This window comes from Sporomusa acidovorans (assembly GCF_900101845.1).
Taxonomy (GTDB): domain Bacteria; phylum Bacillota; class Negativicutes; order Sporomusales; family Sporomusaceae; genus Sporomusa; species Sporomusa acidovorans.
On record NZ_FNAM01000021.1, the window covers coordinates 1 to 21,720 of the forward strand.

Sequence of the window (21,720 nt, forward strand, 5' to 3'; positions counted from 1 at the left end):
TAACTCCCCGTTCGACTTGCATGTGTTAGGCACGCCGCCAGCGTTCGTCCTGAGCCAGGATCAAACTCTCCATAAAAGTTTTATTTATGAAGCCATTTGTTGGCTCTTATAATCAAGAAATTATTTATTGACGTTGAATTATCACAAATGATAATTCAACCGCACATCTGGCTTTTGATGCATTACTTACATTGTTCAGTTTTCATGGAACATCGTCGTTTCGTTTTGTAGAGCCGACAGTTATATATGTTATCACGTATTTTTCACCGTGTCAACATCTTTTATTGTTGGTATTTACTGTATTTCATATGCGGGTTCGTCTGTTTTTCCTCTCTTCGAACCAGCTTGCCTATCTTATCATGTATCGTGTACTTGTGTCAATAGCAATTCTTCTATTTGCAACACAAGAGGAAAAGCGCCCCGCAAATCGAGACGCTTACCTTTTTAATCATTATTAGCTTTCTTTTCAACAACTGCCAAGGCAACAACCTGATCATTTTCTTCTGTACGCATCACCTTTACGCCTTGCGTACTACGACTAGTAACAGATATTGTATCAATCTCCATCCGGATTACGATGCCGTCGCTGGTAATCAGCATTAGTTCCTGTCCTGGTTTAACGACTTTTATACCAACAACATAACCGATTTTTTCAGCTGAATTTGGTTTTATATTGATAACACCTTTACCACCGCGACCAGTCACCCGGTACTCACTAACCGCTGTCCGTTTTCCATAACCTTCTGAGGTTATTGTTAGTACTTCGCCATCTTTTTTCACAACATCCATAGCCACAACCTGGTCATCATGATCCAGAGTTATCCCTTTTACACCATGCGCGGTTCTACCCATGATCCGTACATCATCTTCATGGAATACAATTGCTTTGCCATCCCGGGTTCCCATGATGATATCACATTCACCGTTGGTTAGCTTTACGCCAATCAAATCATCATCCTCATCCAGGGAAATAGCAATCAGGCCGCCTTTGCGGGCAGTATCAAATTCAAGCAACTCGGATTTTTTGACAATGCCTTTCTGTGTTGCCATAAACAAATAACGTCTGGCACTAAATTCTTTAATTGGAATGACAGCAGTTATTTTTTCGTCTTTTTCCACTTGAAGCAGATTGACTATAGCTGTCCCTTTAGCGGTGCGACCGGCTTCCGGTATCTCATAGCCTTTTAAGCGATACATTCGTCCCCTGCTGGTAAAGAACAAAAGATTATGATGTGTTGTTGCTACAAATAAATGTTCAACAAAATCTTCTTCTTTGGTCCCCATTCCGGTTACACCTTTGCCGCCCCGCCGCTGGCTGCGGTAAGTGTCGACAGGCAACCGCTTGATATAACCTTGATGTGTTAAGGTTATGACGATGTCTTCTTCTGCAATAAGGTCTTCCATATTCATTTTGGATACATCGCTGGTAATGACTGTGCGGCGTTCATCAGCAAACCTTTTTTTTGTATCTAATAATTCGTCTTTAATAATATTCATAATCTTGTGCTCATCTGCCAGCACACTTTCCAACCACTCAATTGTCTCCAAAATATCTTTGTATTCATTTTCGATTTTTTCGCGTTCAAGGCCGGTTAGGCGTTGAAGACGCATATCCAGAATTGCCTGGGACTGCTTTTCGCTTAAATCGAATTTATCCATTAATGCATTTTTAGCAATTTCCGGAGTCTGGGATTGCCGAATTGTACTAATTACGGCATCCAGATAATCTAATGCGATTTTTAAGCCTTCTAAAATGTGAGCCCTAGCCCGTGCTTTATCTAGCTCAAACTTAGTACGACGAATAATTACATCTTTTTGATGTTCTAAATAATATCGCAGAACCTCCGGCAAAGTAAGCACTTTGGGATGCCCATTGACCAAAGCCAACATATTGACACCAAATGTATCTTGCATTTGCGTATGCTTATACAGTTGGTTTAAAACAACATCAGCATTCGCGTCCCGTCTAAGTTCAATGACTATCCGCATTCCCTTCCGATCACTTTCATCGCGAAGGTCAGTAATGCCGTCAATAGACTTATCGCGGACAAGCCCGGCAATATTTTCAATAAGTCTTGCCTTATTGACCTGATAGGGCAACTCGGTTACTATGATGCGTTGCTTCCCGTTAGACATAGTTTCGATCCTGGCCTGTGCCCGGATTTTGACACTGCCCCGTCCGGTAGTATAGGCCTGGCGAATACCTTCACGGCCAAGGATCAAAGCTCCAGTAGGAAAGTCGGGGCCTTTTATGGCCATCATTAATTCGTTGATGGTCACGTCCGGGTTGTCAATCATCATAATAAGGCCGTCAACCACTTCCCCGAGATTATGAGGAGGAATATTGGTAGCCATGCCAACAGCAATGCCTGATGAGCCGTTAATTAATAAATTAGGCACCTTAGACGGTAGAACTGCCGGTTCTTTTAATGATTCATCATAGTTGGGAACAAAGTCAACCGTATTTTTTTCAATATCAGCCAACATTTCTTCGGCAATTCGCGCCATACGTACTTCTGTATAACGCATAGCCGCTGCTGAATCGCCATCTACTGAACCAAAGTTGCCATGCCCGTCTACCATCATATAGCGGCTGGAAAAATCCTGTGCCATTCTAACAATGGCATCATATACCGAACTATCACCATGAGGATGATACTTACCTAAAACTTCACCGACAATACGGGCCGATTTTTTATAGGGTTTGTTAGAAGCCATCCCGGCCTCATGCATAGCGTAAAGTATCCGGCGGTGAACCGGCTTCAAGCCGTCGCGGACATCAGGCAACGCCCTCATAACAATAACACTCATCGCATAATCGATATATGAATTCTTCATTTCCTCTTCAATTTTGACAGGCAAAACTTTGCCTAATCCAAAATCCAAACCTTCTTGCACAAAACCACCTCAATAATTCGACATTCTACTATATTTTCCCCATTTGCGAAAAAAAATCCTGCAAGAACTTAATTAAACTGCAAAACTATCTACTTTTGGCTGTCAGTAACCGAATTTTGCCGCCCGCATATACTATCACGTAAGATCAATCAATCTTATTGCAAACAGGAGGCGCTCGGTTCATGCATCTTTTTTATGTATTATTGCTAGGATTTGCTGTCAGCCTTGATGCTTTTGCCGCTGGGGCTGCCTATGGATTAAAAACAATAAAATTACCAGTCAAATCATTACTTGTAATTGGCGTAATTACGGCTTTATGCACTGGAATAGCCATGGCCCTTGCCTGTTACCTTGGTTCATTTATTAACACATTTTTTGCTATTACTGCCGGGTCGATGCTATTAATAGCTATCGGCTCCTGGAATATACTTCAGGAATATCTGTCCAAGAAAAACACTTGCTGTCCGCAAGTAAACAGTGCCAGCTTCTCTTTTCGTATTGGACGAATCGTAATTAATATTATGGCTGATCCGGAAACGGCTGATATGGATCACTCCCACTCAATCAGTACCTCTGAAGCTGTTCTGCTTGGGCTGGCCTTGGGAATTGACAATATGGTTGCCACTTTTGCCGCTGCCTTAATTAAACCGCTTCCTATCTATACACCGGCAATCATGGCCTTTATTCAGGTTTTTTTGATTGCTATCGGCATTTACGCTGCATCTCGACTGGCTTCCGATAACCTAAAAAAACGCTTTTCTTACATTCCCGGTGCTATATTGATCATTCTGGGCCTCTTACGTCTGGTTTAAACCAGGCGATTTTTTTACTGATACTTAACAATTTTTGCTAATAATAATACAATAGAGCTAATACTATAATTATCATGGAGGTTATTTATGCCATTTAATATCTTGACAATTAACCCCGGTTCTACTTCTACTAAAATCGGTTTATATCAGGACATCAGTAATGTATTTACCCAGATCATTGACCATAGTGCCCAAGAAATTGCCCAATTTCCCACAATTACAGATCAATTTGCATTTCGTCTGGAGCAGATAAGAAATTTTTTGGCTAATCAAAATTTGCATGCTAAAGATTTATCTGCGGTTGTCGCCCGCGGCGGCTTATTAAAACCAATGGCAGGTGGGACTTATCAGATTAACCAGGCTATGCTTGATGATTTAAGACATAATCGTTATGGTGCTCATGCCTGTAATCTTGGCGCGATTATTGCGGACCTTTTAGCTAAAGAAGGAGGCTGCCCCGCCTACATTGTCGATCCTGCTGTTGTTGACGAGTTAGCACCTGTAGCCAGGCTTACAGGCTGTCCGGGAATTACCCGTAAGAGTATTTTTCATGCACTCAATCAAAAAGCTGTAGCTAAGCGTTTTGCTAAAAGCATTAACCGTTCTTACGACAGTCTTAATCTTATTATTGCGCACCTTGGCGGCGGTATTTCCATTGCCTGCCACACTTTTGGACAAGCAATTGATGTGAATAACGCCTTTGACGGAGAAGGTCCGTTTTCACCGGAACGGGCCGGTACATTGCCAGCCAAACAATTTGCCGAAAAAATTATTAATGAAAAACTTGATCTTACTACTATCTCGTCAATGATAGCCGGTAAAGGTGGTTTAGTAGCCCACCTGGGCACCAATGACGTACGGGAGGTGGAACGCCGGATTACTGCCGGGGATAAACAAGTAGAACTGGTTTATCACGCTATGATTTATTCAATCGCCAAAAGTATTGCGGCGGCCGCCGTACCCGTATGCGGCAATGTTGACTATATTATTATTACTGGGGGTATCGCTTATTCTGATCAGCTTACCTCCAAACTCAAAGAATATATTGGCTTTATCGCGCCGGTAATTGTCATGCCTGGTGAAGATGAGCTCCGGGCACTGGCTGAGGGAGCCTACCGGGTACTTATCGGCGAAGAAAATGCAAAACTTTATTAGACTACTTGTCCGCCCCGTGCCTTTTGGCGAGAAGCCTTAACTGCTTTGTGAGCTTATATCAATCTAGAGCTAACAACGTGCTAAGGAAACCCCTGAATTGAGCAAAGCTTAACTCAGGGGTTTCCCGGTTTATGCATCCCAAACAGAAACAATCTTATCTTCCGTACAACGAACAATTTTATCTTTATCATAAAGTTTAGTCTTTAAATCTACTTTATTGCCCCATAGCTCAGCCACATATTTAATTGTTTCTTTCGTATAATTCATTTCTAATTCCCGTCCATCAAAAACATGTTCCAATATGAGTACCCCATTTTCTACACTTTGCACCCGAATTTCCGGCACCATCCCCAAACCAACCGAATTGGCCAGTTCATTACGAATGACCTTCCAGCCTTCTTCATCAGCGACTTCGGTAACGACGATATCGATTCCCCGCACTTTGTAATTAAATAGACACAATTCTTCGCATAATTCTTTGTTTAAAAAACGCCGCAGAAAAGACTGATCCCGTTCTTGAGCACGAATTTCAAATATTTTTTCCTGCCCATTATTTTTTTCCAGATATTCAAACATTTTAAATCCGATAAAATAGGGATTAATTTGTCCCTGATGCGGTCTGACGACAAGATTATGGCGCTGCAAAAATTCGAGATACAGTCCTTGCGGTAAGTCTAATTGCTGGAGAATATGATAGTGCCAATAACTAGCCCAACCCTCATTCATAATCTTGGTTTCCAGCTGTGGCAAAAAGTAAAAAGATTCTTCTCTCACAATACTAGCCAAATCTTTTTCCCAAGCAGCAAGCTTACCCCGTTCGCTTAAAAATCCCAATAAATCAGTTTTTAACCGGTCTGGCACTTCATTCGGATCTTCTTTAGCCAGTTCGCTTCTTGTGGGCAGTTTACCTTCTCCCTGCCGCCTGATTTGAAACCGCAGTGCATGAGCGGCATCCAATATGCGCTCAACATTTTTGGGTCCAATACTAGGATCGGCAATATAATCCCTAACCCGGCCAGCATGGCTTTTAAACATCTCGACCGTTAATTCCGCCCGGGTATTTTCTTTAAACAACCGGTTATTTTTAAAGAAATCATTATGCCCATACACATGAGCAATGGTTAATATCTGCAGCAACAAGGTATTATCACGCATAAGATAAGCAATGCAGGGATCAGAGTTAATCACCATCTCGTATGGCAAGCCTGTCAGGTTATACGTATAGAAAGTTTTTTGCCGTTCATAAGCCTTGCCATAACTCCAGTGGGGGTAATGGGAAGGCATTCCCACATATGCCTCATAGCAAAGCATATCTTCATAACTGCAAATTTCAAACTGTTGCTCATAACAATCTAAACCAATATGTTCTATCAGCTTTTCAATTTTATCACTCCAATTTTGAAGCTCGCTCAGAGTATAGTCCGCCGTCACCATGCATCACCTCTGATCTCGGGTCCGGCTTGAGATCCGGCATCTAAATCCGCTTCCGATTCTTTTTCCAATATTCGCTTAAGGGCCGGCCAGATATCTTCTTTTCGCCCCATTGATACAATAATAAAGTTTTCTTTCTTGACTTTTTGCTCCAACTCATGGCGAATGGTAATACCGTAACCATAATTAGCCAATATCTCGGCATAACCTACCAAGTTACAGACGTTGGCCAATTCTTTTGCCTTTTCGATGGTTCGCGGATTATCCTCGGTCCAATTATCACCATCAGTACAATGAAAAGCATAAATATTCCAAACTGTAGGATTGTACCGCTGTTCAATAATCTCCAATGCCTTGGCATAGCCACTGGATATCATTGTCCCTCCTGATTCACCATGATGGAAAAATTCCCGTTCGTTGACCTCTTTCGCTTCCGTCGTGTGGGCAATAAATACTACCTCTACCTGCTCATACTTCCAGCGTAAAAATTGATATAATAAAAAGTAAAACGTGCGTGCCAAATATTTTTTGGTTTGATCCATGGAACCTGATACATCCATAATACAAAAAACGACGGCATTAGAATGACGGCGAATATCTTCCTTTACCCGGTAATATCTTAAATCCTCTTCTCGGAACGGCACTCTCGCCCGTACCGGCTGACCATCTTCGGAGTAAGTTTGACTGCAGCGTTTTTCTCTGACCAGACCTTGTTGGCGCTTAAGCTTTTCGACCAGGGTCCGTTTTTTGGCCAGGCGCGGTGGAATCCCCTTACGCTGATAACCGGATTTTTTAAAGATATGCTCTGATTCCTGAACGGCAAATTTTTTACGTTCTAAATCCGGCAGCTTCGCTTCTTCAAACATATAGTTGATAATTTCGTCCATAGTGATTTCGGTTTCATAAATATCTTCCCCCGGGTCACTGCCGGCCTGGCCTATCCCTTTTTCTTGCTGGCTGTTGGTTCGACCGATAACCTGGCCACGTTCTTCCTTGCCAGTGCCGCTTGCTGTTCCCCCATTATTCTTACCATAAATAAACTGATACTCCTTGATTCCGCGGATAGGTATTTTTATTTTTTTATTTTTGCTTTGGCCGATAATACTTTCATCGGCAATAATTTCACCCAAGTTTCGCTTAATGGCGTCTTCCACAAGTTCACGGTGGCGCTTACGGTCATATTGTGAACGGTCTGACTGTCCGGTACGTCCTTCTTTAAAAATTGCCATCGGTTACCTCCGCTGTCTCCTAGTCTTTCCATAAATTATTAGCGGCGTATTTTAGGACTACATTGCAACAATGCGGGCAATATCCGTTATCTTGCATAGCCTCGACCATGGCATTAAATTTAACATCCTGCTCTTTATCGCGAACTCTTGCCTGGGTAATAATCCGGGAAAGTTCCTTGACCGAAGCGGTTAACTTCTTCTCAATAGCATCCTTTAAAGGTTCATAACTTTTATAATCAATCTTACCGCCGCTACGCATAATCGAAAACATATAAGAAGTAACATCCTGGCGGAATCCTTGAGCAGCGGTGCCGGTAATACCGATTTGTTCCTCAATGGACTGCAAAAATTTGATATCCGGCTCTAATTCCTCCCCGGTATTGACATCTTTTAGTTTGGTGGCATTTACATAGGCTTCGGCATGATCAAGATAATTATTAAACAAACTTTCAGCCTGTTCCCGGTAACCGTGAATAAATGCCTTGGTAACTTCTTTCTCTAATATTTTATTATATTCTTTTTTAATCGTGTCTTGTAAAAAACCAAGATATCGTTTCTTCTCATCTTCAGCAATGGCTAACTCTTTGGTCGCTTTCACCATGTTCTCAATAACTGCAATCGGATTAATACAATTAAACTCAGATTCAGACAGAGTAGTATCCAGCACTTTCATTATAAAACGGGTGGATATGCCGGTCATCCCTTCACGCAAAACTTCATCACGAAGCTCTATGATATCAATTTTTTTGGTTGATCCTTTTTCTACAATTTCCTCACCATTATAGATTTTCAATTTAGTGAATGGGTCCACTTTAGAAGAAGCAGCCAGACGGGTGAGTATCGCAAACATGGATGCCACTTCAATGGTATGGGGGGCAATATGAGCATCAAAACTGCTGTTTTTCAAGACTTTGCGGTATATCTTGACTTCTTCATCCAATTCCAGGCAATAAGGAACTTCAACCTTGACAATTCGGTCCAAAATCGCTTCATTGGTATGATCTGATTTAAACTTATTCCACTCGGCTTCATTCGAATGAGCCAAAATAATCCCGTCAAAATAAATCATCGCGCCTTTTCCCGGCGAGGGAATGGATTTTTCCTGAGTGGCCGTAATCATTGTATGGAGATACTCCACGTCATTTTTAAATACCTCAATAAATTCGACAACTCCACGATTTCCCACGTTAAAAGCACCATTTAGCGATAATACCCGTGGATCGTCTTCCGGATAAAGGTCAAGTTTGGAAATATCAACAGACCCCGATAAAACCGATGTATCCTGGTTATTCGGGTCAACTGGCGGAACGACACCAATTCCTTTGCGCGAACGGATAGAAAACTCCGAAGTTGTTATTGGAAATCGTTCAAATTCGCCATTATAATCATGCTTTAAGCGATAACGGCAAATTGGGCACAGATCGCCTTCAATTCTTACTCCCAGTAATTCTTCAAACTGAGGACGAAGATGTTTAGGGATAAGGTGCAATGGCTCTTCGCGCATCGGGCAATCCTTAAGCACATAGATGGGCGGACTCATTTCCAGTGCTTCCTTGAGGGCTTCCATAATGGAAGATTTACCGGCACCAACTGGTCCTACCAAATAGAGTACCTGGCGGGATTCCTCGCCCTTCATTGCCGCCGAATGAAAATAGCGCATAATCTTCATAATGCTTTTATCAATACCAAAAAACTTATTTTGAAAAAACGTATAGCGCTTAATTGTGTCATTGCCGTAAACCCGTTTTAACCGTGGTATTTCTTCTGTCTTTATCACTTCGACACCAGGCTTGATTAATAGCTCATACATACGTTGATGAGCCAGGACCGCTATACCTGGACTTTCTTTTACCATTTTCAAATAATCTAATAATGTACCATCAAATTTATATTGTTTATGCTCACTGCGATCCTGCTTAATTAAATGTTCAAAATCGTTGGCCATACTGACTTGCCTCCTTTTACTGATTATTTATAAAACTGAATTATTTTGAACTATCCGTCTATATGCTCATGTTAATGGTTATAAAAGACTTCTGCCTTTTTACTAATTTATTACGAGAATCGAAAAATTGGGCCTGTCTAAACAAATAAAAAAAGCAATAGATGTTTTGGTAACATCCATTGCTTTTTAATTCTCTTACTTATTTTTGTTGCCCTGTTTTTCTCCGACAAACAGCATGCCGATAGTCTTTCCGTTTTTATCTTGGAGTGGTTCATAGTTTACAATATACCATTGCCGCATAACGGTCGCCCGCCCAATATATTCATTTTCACGCTGTAATACCGCCTTTTCAACATATTGGGCGGCTGGGGTGCCGGTAGCCCGTCGTCCCGCTTTTGTTGTCACGGTAGTGGCAATACGGGTGTTTCCCTGAAATACTGTAAATGCGGCGTCCACTTGCTGCGCGATATCATCAACCAACCGGTCATTATTATTGATTGTTTGTTCCCCAACCATAAGTTGATTATTGCTGTTAATATAAATCTCTCCATATTTCAGCAGCAATTCACGCGCCTTGTTAAGTTTACCTTTTATCCGAGCTCTGGTAAATTCATCAACAGCTACAAACTGTGCTGTCATTTCCTCCATATTTTGCGCCATACCATGAAGATCGTTGGTAGAAGCAGCAATTTTTTCAATCGTAGCAAATACTTCTTCACTAGCTGCATTGATTTCCTGACTAGCTCCTGAAAATTGTCGGGCAATATCTGTTATTTCACCCACATTCCCAGCAATATTTTCAATATCTTTTGTGACTTCGGCCGTATTCTGGGCCATATTACTTACTTGCTCATTAAGTTGCTGGCTGATAGTGATAATCCGGTTTAAGGCTGCTTCTGAGCTACTGGCCATTTTCTCACCTTTGTGCGCTTTATCAACTCCCTCCTCAATAGCAGCTACCGTATCAACTGTTTCAGTCCGTACTCCAAAAATCAAGTTAGTTATTTTCTCTGCCGATTGCCGCGAACTTTCGGCAAGTTTGCGCACCTCGTCAGCCACCACTGCAAATCCACGGCCCTGTTCCCCGGCTCTAGCGGCTTCAATAGCAGCATTTAATGCCAATAAATTAGTCTGAGCCGCAATCTCTGTAATAACTTCGACAATCTGACCGATCTGCCCTATCCTGTCAGCCAAGCCATGAATGGCTTTTGCCGATACATCCATTTGATTTTTTACACCGGTCATAGCAATAATCGCCTCTTTGACCTGAGCAGCCCCTTCACAAGCGCTGTCAGCGGCCTCTTTAGCCAATTTAGCGGTTTGTACGGCAAGCTGATTAATATCTTGTACTTGCATAGTGGCATGGCCGGCAGACTTGCTGCATAGCTCCAAATCATGTACTTGTTGAGAAGAACCTGCCGCTATTTCCCCCATGCTGGCTGTTGTCTGACGCATAGACTCTGTTGTCTGAGCCGTATATTCAGACAGGTATCTACTTGTCTCCGATACTTTGCCGCTGATTTGCGTAATTTCGCTAACCAAATCGTTAATTTTATCCATTACATTATTGGTATTATGGGCTAGCTGGCCGATCTCATCATTTGTTGCAATATGCAGTCGCTGCCTCAAATCACCGCCGCCGGCAGACATTTCCCGTAAACTGGTAAGTAATATATGAATCGGACTGGCTATCTTTTTGGCGATTGTTACTGCCCATAGCAATAATGCCACTATACATATAACTATATAAATCAGTATAATTCCGTAAAACTGGTCTTTAGTTAAAAAAGTTATTAACAGCAGCATGCCGATTAGCGGAACCGTACCGGTAAACAAGAAGCATAATGCTAGCTTCCCTTTAATACCTGTAAGCCATTTTACTACATAACTCATTGCCTGAATCACTCCTTTCTAACAAGATTCTGTTGCTTAATTAGTTATATGATAATACTTTGTGAAATTTCTGTCAATTACTGCCACGAATGGGAACTTTTTTAGCAAATCCAAAAATTGTTATAAAAAAAAGAGTAATATCTCTATATATGACATTACTCGCATTTTCATATTCACCCATCTAATTAACCTGCCCTTTTATTTTTTGCTTTCCATAGTCGCGGTGCGTGAAAAACATAGATCGGATGTTAGCTGTTCAAAAAAATTCACATTAAATTCTCCCGGAACAGTACCGTTTGTTAGCCGGTTACTATTAAAACCAATAACAACTCCCTGAATGATTGCTCGTGCTTTAGTACCTGGCAAAGGTATCCCACGGAAAGGATTAAAATTTAATGGCGCGATATAATAATTTAAAATTCCGGCACTATTTACAACCAAGCGGTTGGGATCAAGACCGTCTGCCATATAGACGGCATCAGTAGGCGCAGCCGGCCTGAGGCCCCTATCGGTAATAAACCATGCGGTATAAACACCCTGAGGGATCAAACCTTCCGCCGATAAGGAAATACTTCCGCAATTACCTTCACCACATACTTCCCCGCTTGCCGTTGCCTGTACCCAAAATCCCGCATCAATTACTGGCGGTTTATTAGCCGGTAGTACTGTAAACTCAAGCTGACAACATCCTTGACAGATTTCAGGTTTTTTATCGCTCATGTTTTCTCTCCTTTTCTGTCATGTTGATTAAATTTATATATTATATGTACAATAAATTACATAAGTTCCCTATAAACTTTGGAATCAAGATTTTGCTTTCATGGGAAATAATGTATAATAATATATAGTTATCCAATATACAGGAGGATACCCTATGGAAAATATATTAGGGAAAAGCGCCAGTAAAGTACAAACTGCACTCAATCAATATGGTTTGGATTTAAAGATTCTTACCATGCAGGATTCCACTCGCACCTGCGCTGAAGCAGCTCAAACAATCGGCTGCCAGGTAGGGCAAATTGTCAAATCAATGATTTTTCGCGGTAAAACTTCTGGTACTCCGCTGCTGATTATCGCCAGCGGTACTAATCGCATTAATGAGAAAAAAATGAAAGAGTATTTAGGAGAAGCGGTAACCCGCCCGGATGCCAACTATGTACAAGAAACCACTGGTTTTGCAATTGGCGGTATTCCCCCTCTTGGCCATTCTACTAAATTAAAATGCTTTATCGATTCAGATCTCTTTCAATATGATGAAGTTTGGGCTGCTGCCGGCACCCCTTTTACTGTTTTTAGACTTACACCGGACCAATTACTAACGATTACCCAGGGACAAGTCATTCAGGTAAAATAAGCGCATAAGAAAAGGACTCGGCTTGTGCCACGGCAGAAGCTCTAGTCAATCTTACTTATTATCAGAAAAAGGTTATACTTTCTGATAATGCCAAAAAATCCGCTGGCAATGAAACCAGCGGATTTTGCAATACTCGTCGGATTAATCTATCAATTTATTTGCCCCAGCGGATAATTCCTGCTCCCCAGGTCAATCCGCCGCCAAAACCTGCTATGGCAATAATATCTCCCGCTTTTACCCTGCCGCTTTTGACACCTTCATCAAGCGCTATGGGAATGGAGGCAGCTGAGGTATTACCATATTTATCAACATTAACAACAACCTGCTCCATTGGCAGACCTAACCGTTTTGCCGCCGATTGAATAATGCGGAAATTAGCCTGATGCGGAATAAGATACTTCACATCGCCAGCAGATAACTGGGCATTCTCCAGTGCTTTATTAATCGTTTCCCCCATCGTTCTAACGGCAAATTTAAACACTTCATTGCCGTCCATATGGGTAAAGTGAAGTCCCTGTGATATGGTTTCCATTGTTGTCGGCATACGTGAACCGCCGGCAGGCACCTTAAGAAGATGACCGCCGGTTCCCTCGGCGCCCAAATCGACACCAAGAATGCCATAGCCTGGAGCTACTTCACCTAAAACAACAGCACCCGCCCCGTCACCAAAGAGTATAGCTGTATTTCTATCCTTCCAGTCAGTGATCGTGGATAAAGTCTCCGCACCAATTACCAATACTTTCTTATAAGTCCCCGCTTTAATAAAAGAACTACCAGTGACCAATCCATAGATAAAACCAGAACATACCGCCGTCAAATCAAAGGCGGCCGCCCGGACAGCTTTGATATTTTCCTGTACCAAACAGGCAACAGAGGGAAACTGCATATCAGGAGTAACTGTCCCGACAATAATCAAGTCAATATCCTCGGGAGATACGTTTGCGTCCTGCAGTGCTTTTTCAGCCGCTTTGGTCGCTAAGACCGACGTAGCCTCACCTTTTTTTACAACCCTTCTTTCCCTGATACCGGTGCGCTCAACAATCCATTTATCTGAAGTATCAAGCCTTTGTTCCAGATCAAAATTAGTCACCACTTGCTCAGGAACATAAGAACCTATCCCTAAAATACCTACTGATTTATGCTTCACTCAATAGCCTCCTCGCTCATTCTTAAACATAATTAAGCTTACACAAGTATTATTTCACAAATGAGTTACAATAAATACCATAAATATCCTTTTAATCCCCTACCTTCATTTCTCGCCAGATTTGGCCTATTACTCTAGGCTAATTAACATACCGTACAAATCCTTTGCTGCATAGATAATATAGTTAACTAGTAAAAGTGTATATGGAATTATTTTATAATTTAAGTTATCATAGATTACACTATAAAATCAATCAAAATAAAAGATTGGGGATTTACATGAAGCTAGGTGCCCGTATTATTAAAACAGGTATTGCCGTAACTATCACAATGTTTCTTTGTAAACTGATCAATCTAGAACCAGCTTTTTTTGGTGCTGTTTCGGCCGTTATTAATATGCAGCCGTCAATTTTTTTAACAATAAAAACGGCCAAAGATCAAATTATGGTTCATATTTTGGGAGTAACTACCGGTCTGGCTTTTGGCTATGTATTCGGCAGCAACCCCATAATTATGGGAATTATAACAATTCTGCTTATATCGCTGCATATTCGGTTTAAATTCAAAAGCAATGTGACAATGGGAATTATTGCCGCGTTATTTATCCTAAGTTCCAGTGCCGAACAATTTCTTCCCCATGCGCTTGCCAGGACAGGGGTAATATTTGTCGGCCTCAGTGTCGCTATGTTTGTTAACATTATTCTTTGGCCGCCTCGTTACAAACAGCAATTTAAAGAAAAACTGCTGGCAAGCAATCAACAGGCTGTAGAGTATTTTTGTCAAGCCATTCATGACTATGTTCAGCTTGAGAGTGATCAGCCGTCTTTACACCAGGAACAAAAGAAAGCTGTTCATAAATCGAATAAACAATCACGTACATTATTAGAATTCCTCAAGCGTGAAGATGATGTGCTGACTTCAGCTACAACCGAACAAACCAACCGGTTTACGACTGCTGAAAAATTTATTGATTACAACCAATCACTAATCGGTAAAGCCGACCGTATTTATGAGCTCTTACCTGAGCGGTTCGAACGGCGGCGTCAAGCAGGCCTGCCGCCTATTAGCCCTGAATTTAAAAAAATATTGAAGATCTTGTCAAGCGGTTGTATTACCATAACAAGAGTCAATGAAAAGCTGCGCTCTGTTATCATTCATGAGGTCGCAGCCCAGCCTGAAGAAATCAGTGAGGATTATTGGGAAATATTGACCAATGCTATTGAACACTGGCAGCCCAAAGTCAGCGGCAGCTATTATCTTCATGCCCTGTTAGACGTAGCTGTAACCGCTAATGAAATTAAGTGGGCCTCACGTCAGGCCAAAAAGCTTTTATTTGAAAGTATGTCCGAGCATTTTACAGAATAAACGGCGGAAGTCCAATATACTTTCGCCATTACTATATTCATTTTTCTACATTACCTTTTATTTGAGCGTCGCCAAATTTTCATTTGCTCTGCATGCTGAATAAGCTCATTCTGAAAATTAGGATGGGCAATACTAATAATCTTTTCTGCCCGTTCCCAGGTTGAACAGCCTGCCAGATTTACCTTGCCCCATTCGTTTACAAGATAATGAGCCTGAGTCCGCGGGGCCGTCACAATACCGCCTGCTGGCAAAGTAGGCACAACACAGGAAGACATAACCCCTGTTTTTTTATTGGTATAAGACGACCGAAAGCAGATAAAACTTTTTCCACCCCTTGATAAATAAGCTCCTGTTACAAAATCCAGTTGCCCGCCGGTCCCGCTGATTTGCCGGATACCGGAAGACTCAGAGGATATTTGTCCATAAAGATCCACTTCCACACAGTTATTTACAGAAATAAAATGATCCAGTTGCCTAATAACGGCCGGATCGTTGGTATACTCAACAGGATAAACGGCCAAAAAAGGATTTTGATCTATCCAGTCATATAATTCCCTTGATCCGGCGCTAAAATTCCAAACGCTTTTGCCTTTATCAATCTGCTTATACTTATTTGTCAATTTACCCTTTTTGTACATGGCCAAATAGGCGTCAACCAGCATTTCTGTGTGCATACCAAGATCTTTAACATCTGATTCCGCAATTAGATTGCCGACGGCGTTAGGCATACCGCCAATTCCCAATTGAAGAATTGATCTATCAACAACTTCTTCCACAATTAACCTTGCTACCTTCTCGTCAATTTCATCCGGTACGGCAACAGGCAATTCGGGAATACCAATCTGATTGCTTTCAACGATATAATCCACCTCCGAAATATGGATACATTCTTCCCGACCACCTAAAGCCCTGGGAAATTGCTCATTCACTTCGACAATTACAATTTTTGCAGTTTCTAATGCGGCCTGTGTAGCGGATGTAGATAAAGAAAAATTGAAATAGCCATGTTTATCCATGGGGGCAACGCAAATCATTGCGACATCAACCACGAGCTCGTTACGATAATAACGTGGCATATTGCGATAAATCATCGGAATAAAGCTACATAAGTTACGGTCATGCAATTGACGGTCATACCCGCTAAAGTGCCAGCTGCAGTAGGTAAAGCATTCTCGCTTTAGATCTGCACTTACGATTTGCCGGGGTTTTAATGTTAATGCACCGCGAATTTTTATATCCTGCAATTCTGGTTTTCTTTTGGCTAAAGCCTCATCCAGCAATATCGGCTGGTTTGTACCAAAACCGTAATCAACCCAGTCTCCGGATTGAACTACCTTAACGGCTGCTTCCGGAGTACGCAGCTTTTCTTGATATTCATGAATATAATTCACTTTGTTGCTCCTTTCCGGGAAATCGCAAACCTCCAGGGATTAAACCACTTTTTTCTCTGTCTGATTAATAATGCTTTATTATCCATAATCATTTTCCGTTCAAACCGTTATGCTTATACATTGCATGTAACCAACTATAAAATTAAAATAGTTCGACTGTAAAAAAGCCTTTTCCTTTATTATCCTATGACGGGAAAATAGTATTATTTTATTTAATTCTTAACCAATCAATGCTATATTGTTAATAAAATACAAGTATTTTCCTATTGATTTCTCTTCAAGCCGCGAACATATCATACCCAAAAGCATACTATGAAATATGACCTACTCTTTTTTACGATATTTCGAAGGAGGAATAGAATATGCCGAAATGGGATCCCCCCGAAATGTCAGAATGGGAAAATGACCCTGAAGAAATAAGAGAGGATAATCGTCAGTGCTGTCCGCGTGGCTGCTTTCCACGAAATTGCTATCCCCGTCACCACTGCTATCCTTTTAGCTGTTACCCTCGGCACCAATGTTACCCTTATGGCTGTTTCCCATTACATGGCTGTTTCCCGCGCCTCTAGCATTATATTATTTTGCTTCAGCCCTTCTTATCAGTGCATAAAATGCACTGATAAACACATAAGATAAATTTTAATTTTTCATGATCTAAAATATTTATAAAAAAGCCACAACCCAATATTTTTAAAGGTTGTGGCCTATTCTTAATATATCGAAATTAAGTAATTATATATCTAAATTTCTGACCTTGCTGGCATTATCTTCAATAAATTTACGCCGCGGTTCCACCTTATCCCCCATCAGTACGGAGAATATCTCATCAGCCGCCATGGCATCCTCCAAGTCAACCCTAAGCACGGTTCTCGTTTCAGGGTTCATAGTTGTTTCCCATAACTGTTCAGGATTCATTTCTCCCAGACCTTTGTAACGTTGGACATTAATGCCGTCACGCCCAATTTTATTAAGCAGGTTGTCCATTTCGGCGTCACTATAAAGGTACCAGCTTTCTTTCCCTTTTTTAACAAGATAGAGCGGCGGCTGAGCAATATAAACATGCCCATTTTGAATCAGAGGCTGCATGTGTCTGTAGAAAAAGGTTAACAATAACGTACGGATATGAGAACCGTCGACGTCGGCATCTGTCATAATAATAATTTTACCATAACGACGTTTTTCGATATCAAATTCATCGCCGATTCCGTTGCCAAAAGCAGTAATCATAGCCCTGATTTCTTCGTTATTAAGAATTTTGTCCATCCGGGCTTTTTCAACGTTAAGAATTTTTCCCCGCAGTGGCAGTATAGCCTGAAAACGGCGGTCACGTCCCTGCTTAGCGCTGCCACCGGCACTGTCGCCCTCGACCAGGTATATTTCAGCCTGATCCGGGTCTTTTATTGAACAATCCGCCAGTTTTCCCGGTAATGAACTGGATTCCAAAGCACTTTTCCGCCTAGTTAATTCACGGGCTTTGCGGGCAGCATCCCGGGCACGGGATGCCATGACGGCTTTTTCAATAATTTTCTTGATTACAACCGGGTTTTCCTCAAAATATTCATTAAGGCCATCTGAAACAATATTATCAACTATGCCTCTGACTTCACTATTGCCCAGCTTGGTCTTAGTCTGCCCTTCAAACTGGGGTTCTTGTATTTTAACGCTGATAACCGCAGTTAAACCTTCACGTACATCCTCACCGCTTAGATTTTCATCATTTTCCTTAAGCAGGTTAAATTTTCGGGCATAATCATTAATAGACCGGGTTAAGGCGATTTTAAAACCACTTAAATGCGTGCCGCCCTCCTGGGTATTTATATTATTAACAAAAGAATAGATGTTTTCCGTATAGCCATCATTGTATTGTAAAGATATTTCGGCCAAAGTAGTTTCTTTGGACCCGTTTAAGTAAATAGGTTTAGGATGAATGACATCCTTATTTTTATTTAAGTGTTCAACGAAAGACGTAATCCCGCCCTCGTAATAAAATTCTTTTTTTACGCCGGTTCGTTCATCTTCCAGGGTAATAGTCAGGGTCCTGTTAAGAAATGCCAGTTCCCGTAGACGACTTTTTAGCGTGTCAAAATTATACTCTAATTCTTCAAAGATCTCGGCATCCGGTTTAAACCAAACTTTTGTCCCGGTTTCTTCGGTTTCACCAATAATTGTGAGACTTTGTACCGTATTGCCGCGTTCAAAGCGGATAAAATGAATTTTACCGTTCCGTTTGACTTCTACTTCCATCCATGCCGACAGGGCATTAACTACCGATACACCAACCCCGTGGAGGCCACCGGAAACTTTATAGCCCTCACCGCCAAATTTGCCGCCGGCATGAAGAATGGTAAGCACGACTTCTACGGCCGGTTTCCCGGTTTCATGCATATCTACCGGAATGCCGCGGCCATTATCAACAACTATAATACTATTATCTTTGAGTATCTTAACTTCCACCCGGTCGCAAAAACCGGCTAAAGCTTCATCAATACTATTATCCACCACCTCATACACTAAATGATGCAAACCTCTGGCCGAGGTGCTGCCAATATACATGCCAGGCCGTTTACGAACAGCTTCCAACCCCTCAAGAACCTGTATTTGCTGTGCGCCATAATGGCCGTTTACTGTTGTATCATTCATATCTTCCATAATTGCCTTAACCCCCGTTATTCCTCATCTCCAACCGGTATATACCCAGCCCGTTTCTTTAGAGTCTGCGATGATATTGCCGAAAGATAAATATTTTGATCCGTTATAATAAAACTCTTGGCACTATTGTTGGAAATATCGATAATCTTATTTTTTGCTTTAACATTTTTTAAGTAATCGCTGGTATTTGACGAATTAGTAATACTTAAATCCAAAATTGCAATTACATTGCGTAAGGGGATAACCGTATCAGCGCCTAAATGCAGAAACATAGTTTTTCCTCCTAATTTTTTCCGCAAGTCGTACTTTTATCTTACTAATTACAGTATTGACTATGGTTGCGTCAATCCTGTCCGGCTTAATTCCCGTCATTAACATGACTAAAGTAGCCTCGTTTAGCCTATCCCAACCAGGTTCAAATAACGCATGGACGAGTTTATGAATCAAGCGTTTTTTACCTGTATGGAACTCGCGGGGGCTACAGGGAACAATTTGGGACGCTTCCTGATAAGAAAGCCAGGGAGCCTCCGTAAGTAGCTGAATAATTGCCTGTTTTTTTTCCTGTTTATATTCAAGGCTGCATACACTGCAATAATTTTGTCCCGGCTGAACCAGAACACTACAACGTTTACAGGATTGCCAGCCGGCTTTTTTCTTGGCCTTATCAATGCCTGTCTGCTTTATTAATACATAATAACATTTTTTTCTTAAATTAATATCCTTGATTGGCTCTGTTGCTTCCCATACACCAGTTAATTCCTCCGAATCCAGTTTGGCAGGCCGTATGGAAAGAGAACTCTGTTCATCCTCTTCATGATTCTGGTATTTTTTTAAATCTCCTGCTTGAAACCTGATATCCGCCACTAATTTTTCATGTAAAAACATATTAATTTTATTAATAATTCCGGGTTTCAGCATCATAAGATGATGGCTCCACACCGGATTATTTACAGCCAGCAGCAATACGCCATGTTTAATAGATATAGGCCAGGCATGTGTGGCAATCTCATCGCCAGCAATCTCCGGCCAATGCACAATAACTGACTGAGCATTGTATTGCTTGTTGATTCCCAGCGACTTAAGTGTATTGGGAACGATATCTTTTATCCGAAACATCCTATCACTCCGTTACCATACCACCCTGAATATGATAAAATTTTCCAAATTTTATATGGGCAAAATACTGTTCATCGGCAGCGGTAATAAAAGTCTGGATTCGCTCTCTAATAAATAAGAGTAACTCAGAACGACGGGCGACGTCAAGTTCACTCATAACATCATCCAATAATAAGATAGGATATTCCCCTGTTTCCGATTTAATAAATTCCAGTTCAGCCAGTTTAAGCGCCAGGACACCTGTTCGTTGCTGGCCCTGTGAACCAAAATTACGCAAATTTTTACCGTTCACTAAAAAAGTAAGATCATCACGATGCGGACCAATGCCTGTACTGCCACTAAAAATATCCTGCTTACGCTGCTGCTCTAGCTGTTCGTGATACCAGCCATTTAGGTCCCCCACTTTGTTCTGCCTGGCACCATTTAGAAAATAATTCACGGTTAAGCTTTCGCGGCTGCCAGTAAGCTTACGATGGTGAAGGTTAGCCAGCATAGTAAGCTTTTTTATTGACTCCATACGCTTTTGGGTAATATTAGCAGCAGCATCTGCCAGTTGCTCGTCCCAGGGTGAAAGCAAATCAGCAGCAGCCCTGCCGTCTCTGATTTTTTTTAGGAGATTGTTACGCTGCCCCAGGAGACGGTTATATGCTAATAATTGCCGGTAATAAACAGGGTTAGCCTGGGAAATCTCATTATCCAAAAAGCGCCGACGTAAGGCCGGCGCTCCTTTTACTAACAGTAAATCTTCTGGTGAAAACAGTATTGCATTAAGTGAACCAACAATTTCCCGGGCCGGTAAAGGATGACTGTTATATAGTATCTCTTTATTTTGGCTTGTTATTAATTTTATTTTTAGTGAATTTTCAACATCTTGACGAAAAAAAATAACTTCAATACTAGCTGCGGCCTGATCCCAGCGTATTAATTCATGATCGGTATTAGTCCGGTGTGAACGTCCCATAGCAGCTAAATATAAAGCTTCGATAAGATTTGTTTTTCCCTGGGCATTGGGACCAATAAATACATTGATATTAGCAGAAAAATCTAAATTTAAGTTAACATAATTACGAAAATTATGTAAAACAAGCCGATTTACTCTCATGCTTCACCTGTAATAATTCTCCAGCAGCCAATTCCTTTAATATCAATCACATCGCCTGTGCGAACCTTTTTTCGCCGTTCGGAAATTATGTTACCATTAAGTTTTATCCGTTTATCTGCAAGCAATGGCTTTATTTGTGCCCCGTTATCAATGATACCTGCCCACTTTAGCAGCTGGTCCATATTAATTTCCTCAGTATATATTTCAATTTGATCCATCGTTTTTCCTCCATGG

The 21,720-nt window shown here is 41.3% G+C and carries 17 protein-coding genes and 1 rRNA gene; 4 read left to right on the forward strand and 14 right to left on the reverse strand.

Annotated elements, in window-relative coordinates:
• Both BLR65_RS14900 and gyrA read right to left on the reverse strand, forming a co-directional pair.
• A 16S ribosomal RNA gene (locus tag BLR65_RS14900) occupies positions 1-76 on the reverse strand; the annotation flags it as partial.
• A gap of 368 nt (positions 77-444) precedes the next feature.
• Complete coding sequence (gene gyrA / locus BLR65_RS14905; protein ID WP_093795071.1) at positions 445-2,886, reverse strand: DNA gyrase subunit A; 2,442 nt, start codon at positions 2,884-2,886, stop codon at positions 445-447.
• 194 nt (positions 2,887-3,080) lie between these two features.
• Here gyrA and ytaF point away from each other — a divergent pair, with 194 nt between their 5' ends.
• Together ytaF and buk are read left to right on the forward strand one after the other, a co-directional pair.
• Positions 3,081-3,710 (forward strand): sporulation membrane protein YtaF, encoded by a 630-nt coding sequence (ytaF, locus tag BLR65_RS14910; protein WP_093794989.1) that lies wholly within the window; start codon positions 3,081-3,083, stop codon positions 3,708-3,710.
• Positions 3,711-3,797: 87 nt separating this feature from the next.
• On the forward strand, positions 3,798-4,865 hold the full coding sequence (gene buk, locus BLR65_RS14915; protein ID WP_093794990.1) for a butyrate kinase: 1,068 nt from the start codon (positions 3,798-3,800) through the stop codon (positions 4,863-4,865).
• 129 nt (positions 4,866-4,994) lie between these two features.
• On the opposite strand, the gene BLR65_RS14920 is transcribed toward buk, so the two are convergent.
• From BLR65_RS14920 to BLR65_RS14940, 5 genes are all read right to left on the reverse strand, one after another.
• Positions 4,995-6,299 carry a SpoVR family protein gene (locus BLR65_RS14920; RefSeq protein WP_093794991.1) on the reverse strand — a complete coding sequence of 435 codons (1,305 nt, stop codon included), beginning with the start codon at positions 6,297-6,299 and terminating at the stop codon, positions 4,995-4,997.
• Positions 6,293-7,525: a sporulation protein YhbH gene (yhbH, locus tag BLR65_RS14925; RefSeq protein ID WP_093794992.1), complete on the reverse strand. Its 1,233-nt coding sequence runs from the start codon at positions 7,523-7,525 to the stop codon at positions 6,293-6,295. Before yhbH ends, BLR65_RS14920 begins: the two co-directional genes overlap by 7 nt.
• Before the next feature lie 19 nt (positions 7,526-7,544).
• Positions 7,545-9,470: a PrkA family serine protein kinase gene (locus BLR65_RS14930; RefSeq protein ID WP_093794993.1), complete on the reverse strand. Its 1,926-nt coding sequence runs from the start codon at positions 9,468-9,470 to the stop codon at positions 7,545-7,547.
• Positions 9,471-9,665: 195 nt separating this feature from the next.
• Positions 9,666-11,363, reverse strand: a complete 1,698-nt coding sequence (locus BLR65_RS14935; RefSeq protein ID WP_093794994.1) for a methyl-accepting chemotaxis protein — start codon at positions 11,361-11,363, stop codon at positions 9,666-9,668.
• A gap of 198 nt (positions 11,364-11,561) precedes the next feature.
• The gene (locus tag BLR65_RS14940; protein WP_093794995.1) at positions 11,562-12,083 is read right to left on the reverse strand and encodes a hypothetical protein; all 522 of its coding nucleotides are present in this window, start codon (positions 12,081-12,083) and stop codon (positions 11,562-11,564) included.
• Between the two features lie 154 nt (positions 12,084-12,237).
• Here BLR65_RS14940 and BLR65_RS14945 point away from each other — a divergent pair, with 154 nt between their 5' ends.
• A complete protein-coding gene (locus BLR65_RS14945; RefSeq protein ID WP_093794996.1) occupies positions 12,238-12,717 on the forward strand; it encodes a YbaK/EbsC family protein in 480 nt (159 codons plus the stop codon).
• 154 nt (positions 12,718-12,871) lie between these two features.
• Here BLR65_RS14945 and BLR65_RS14950 read toward each other — a convergent pair whose 3' ends face one another.
• Positions 12,872-13,864: a beta-ketoacyl-ACP synthase III gene (locus tag BLR65_RS14950; RefSeq protein ID WP_093794997.1), complete on the reverse strand. Its 993-nt coding sequence runs from the start codon at positions 13,862-13,864 to the stop codon at positions 12,872-12,874.
• 278 nt (positions 13,865-14,142) lie between these two features.
• On the opposite strand from BLR65_RS14950, the gene BLR65_RS14955 reads away from it, so the two are divergent.
• Positions 14,143-15,228, forward strand: a complete 1,086-nt coding sequence (locus BLR65_RS14955) for an FUSC family protein (RefSeq protein ID WP_093794998.1) — start codon at positions 14,143-14,145, stop codon at positions 15,226-15,228.
• A 50-nt stretch (positions 15,229-15,278) separates the two neighbouring features.
• Here BLR65_RS14955 and BLR65_RS14960 read toward each other — a convergent pair whose 3' ends face one another.
• From BLR65_RS14960 to BLR65_RS14985, 6 genes are all read right to left on the reverse strand, one after another.
• Positions 15,279-16,619, reverse strand: a complete 1,341-nt coding sequence (locus BLR65_RS14960; protein WP_093794999.1) for an acetyl-CoA hydrolase/transferase family protein — start codon at positions 16,617-16,619, stop codon at positions 15,279-15,281.
• A 732-nt stretch (positions 16,620-17,351) separates the two neighbouring features.
• Positions 17,352-19,268, reverse strand: a complete 1,917-nt coding sequence (gene gyrB / locus BLR65_RS14965; protein WP_093795000.1) for a DNA topoisomerase (ATP-hydrolyzing) subunit B — start codon at positions 19,266-19,268, stop codon at positions 17,352-17,354.
• 17 nt (positions 19,269-19,285) lie between these two features.
• Entirely contained in the window at positions 19,286-19,540 is a 255-nt protein-coding gene (gene remB, locus BLR65_RS14970; RefSeq protein WP_093795001.1) for an extracellular matrix regulator RemB, read from the reverse strand.
• The gene (locus tag BLR65_RS14975; RefSeq protein ID WP_093795002.1) at positions 19,518-20,384 is read right to left on the reverse strand and encodes a DciA family protein; all 867 of its coding nucleotides are present in this window, start codon (positions 20,382-20,384) and stop codon (positions 19,518-19,520) included. The genes remB and BLR65_RS14975 overlap by 23 nt, the downstream gene beginning before the upstream one ends.
• Before the next feature lie 4 nt (positions 20,385-20,388).
• The gene (recF, locus tag BLR65_RS14980; protein ID WP_093795003.1) at positions 20,389-21,486 is read right to left on the reverse strand and encodes a DNA replication/repair protein RecF; all 1,098 of its coding nucleotides are present in this window, start codon (positions 21,484-21,486) and stop codon (positions 20,389-20,391) included.
• Positions 21,483-21,704 carry an RNA-binding S4 domain-containing protein gene (locus BLR65_RS14985; protein WP_093795004.1) on the reverse strand — a complete coding sequence of 74 codons (222 nt, stop codon included), beginning with the start codon at positions 21,702-21,704 and terminating at the stop codon, positions 21,483-21,485. The genes recF and BLR65_RS14985 overlap by 4 nt, the downstream gene beginning before the upstream one ends.
• Between the last annotated feature and the right edge of the window lie 16 nt (positions 21,705-21,720).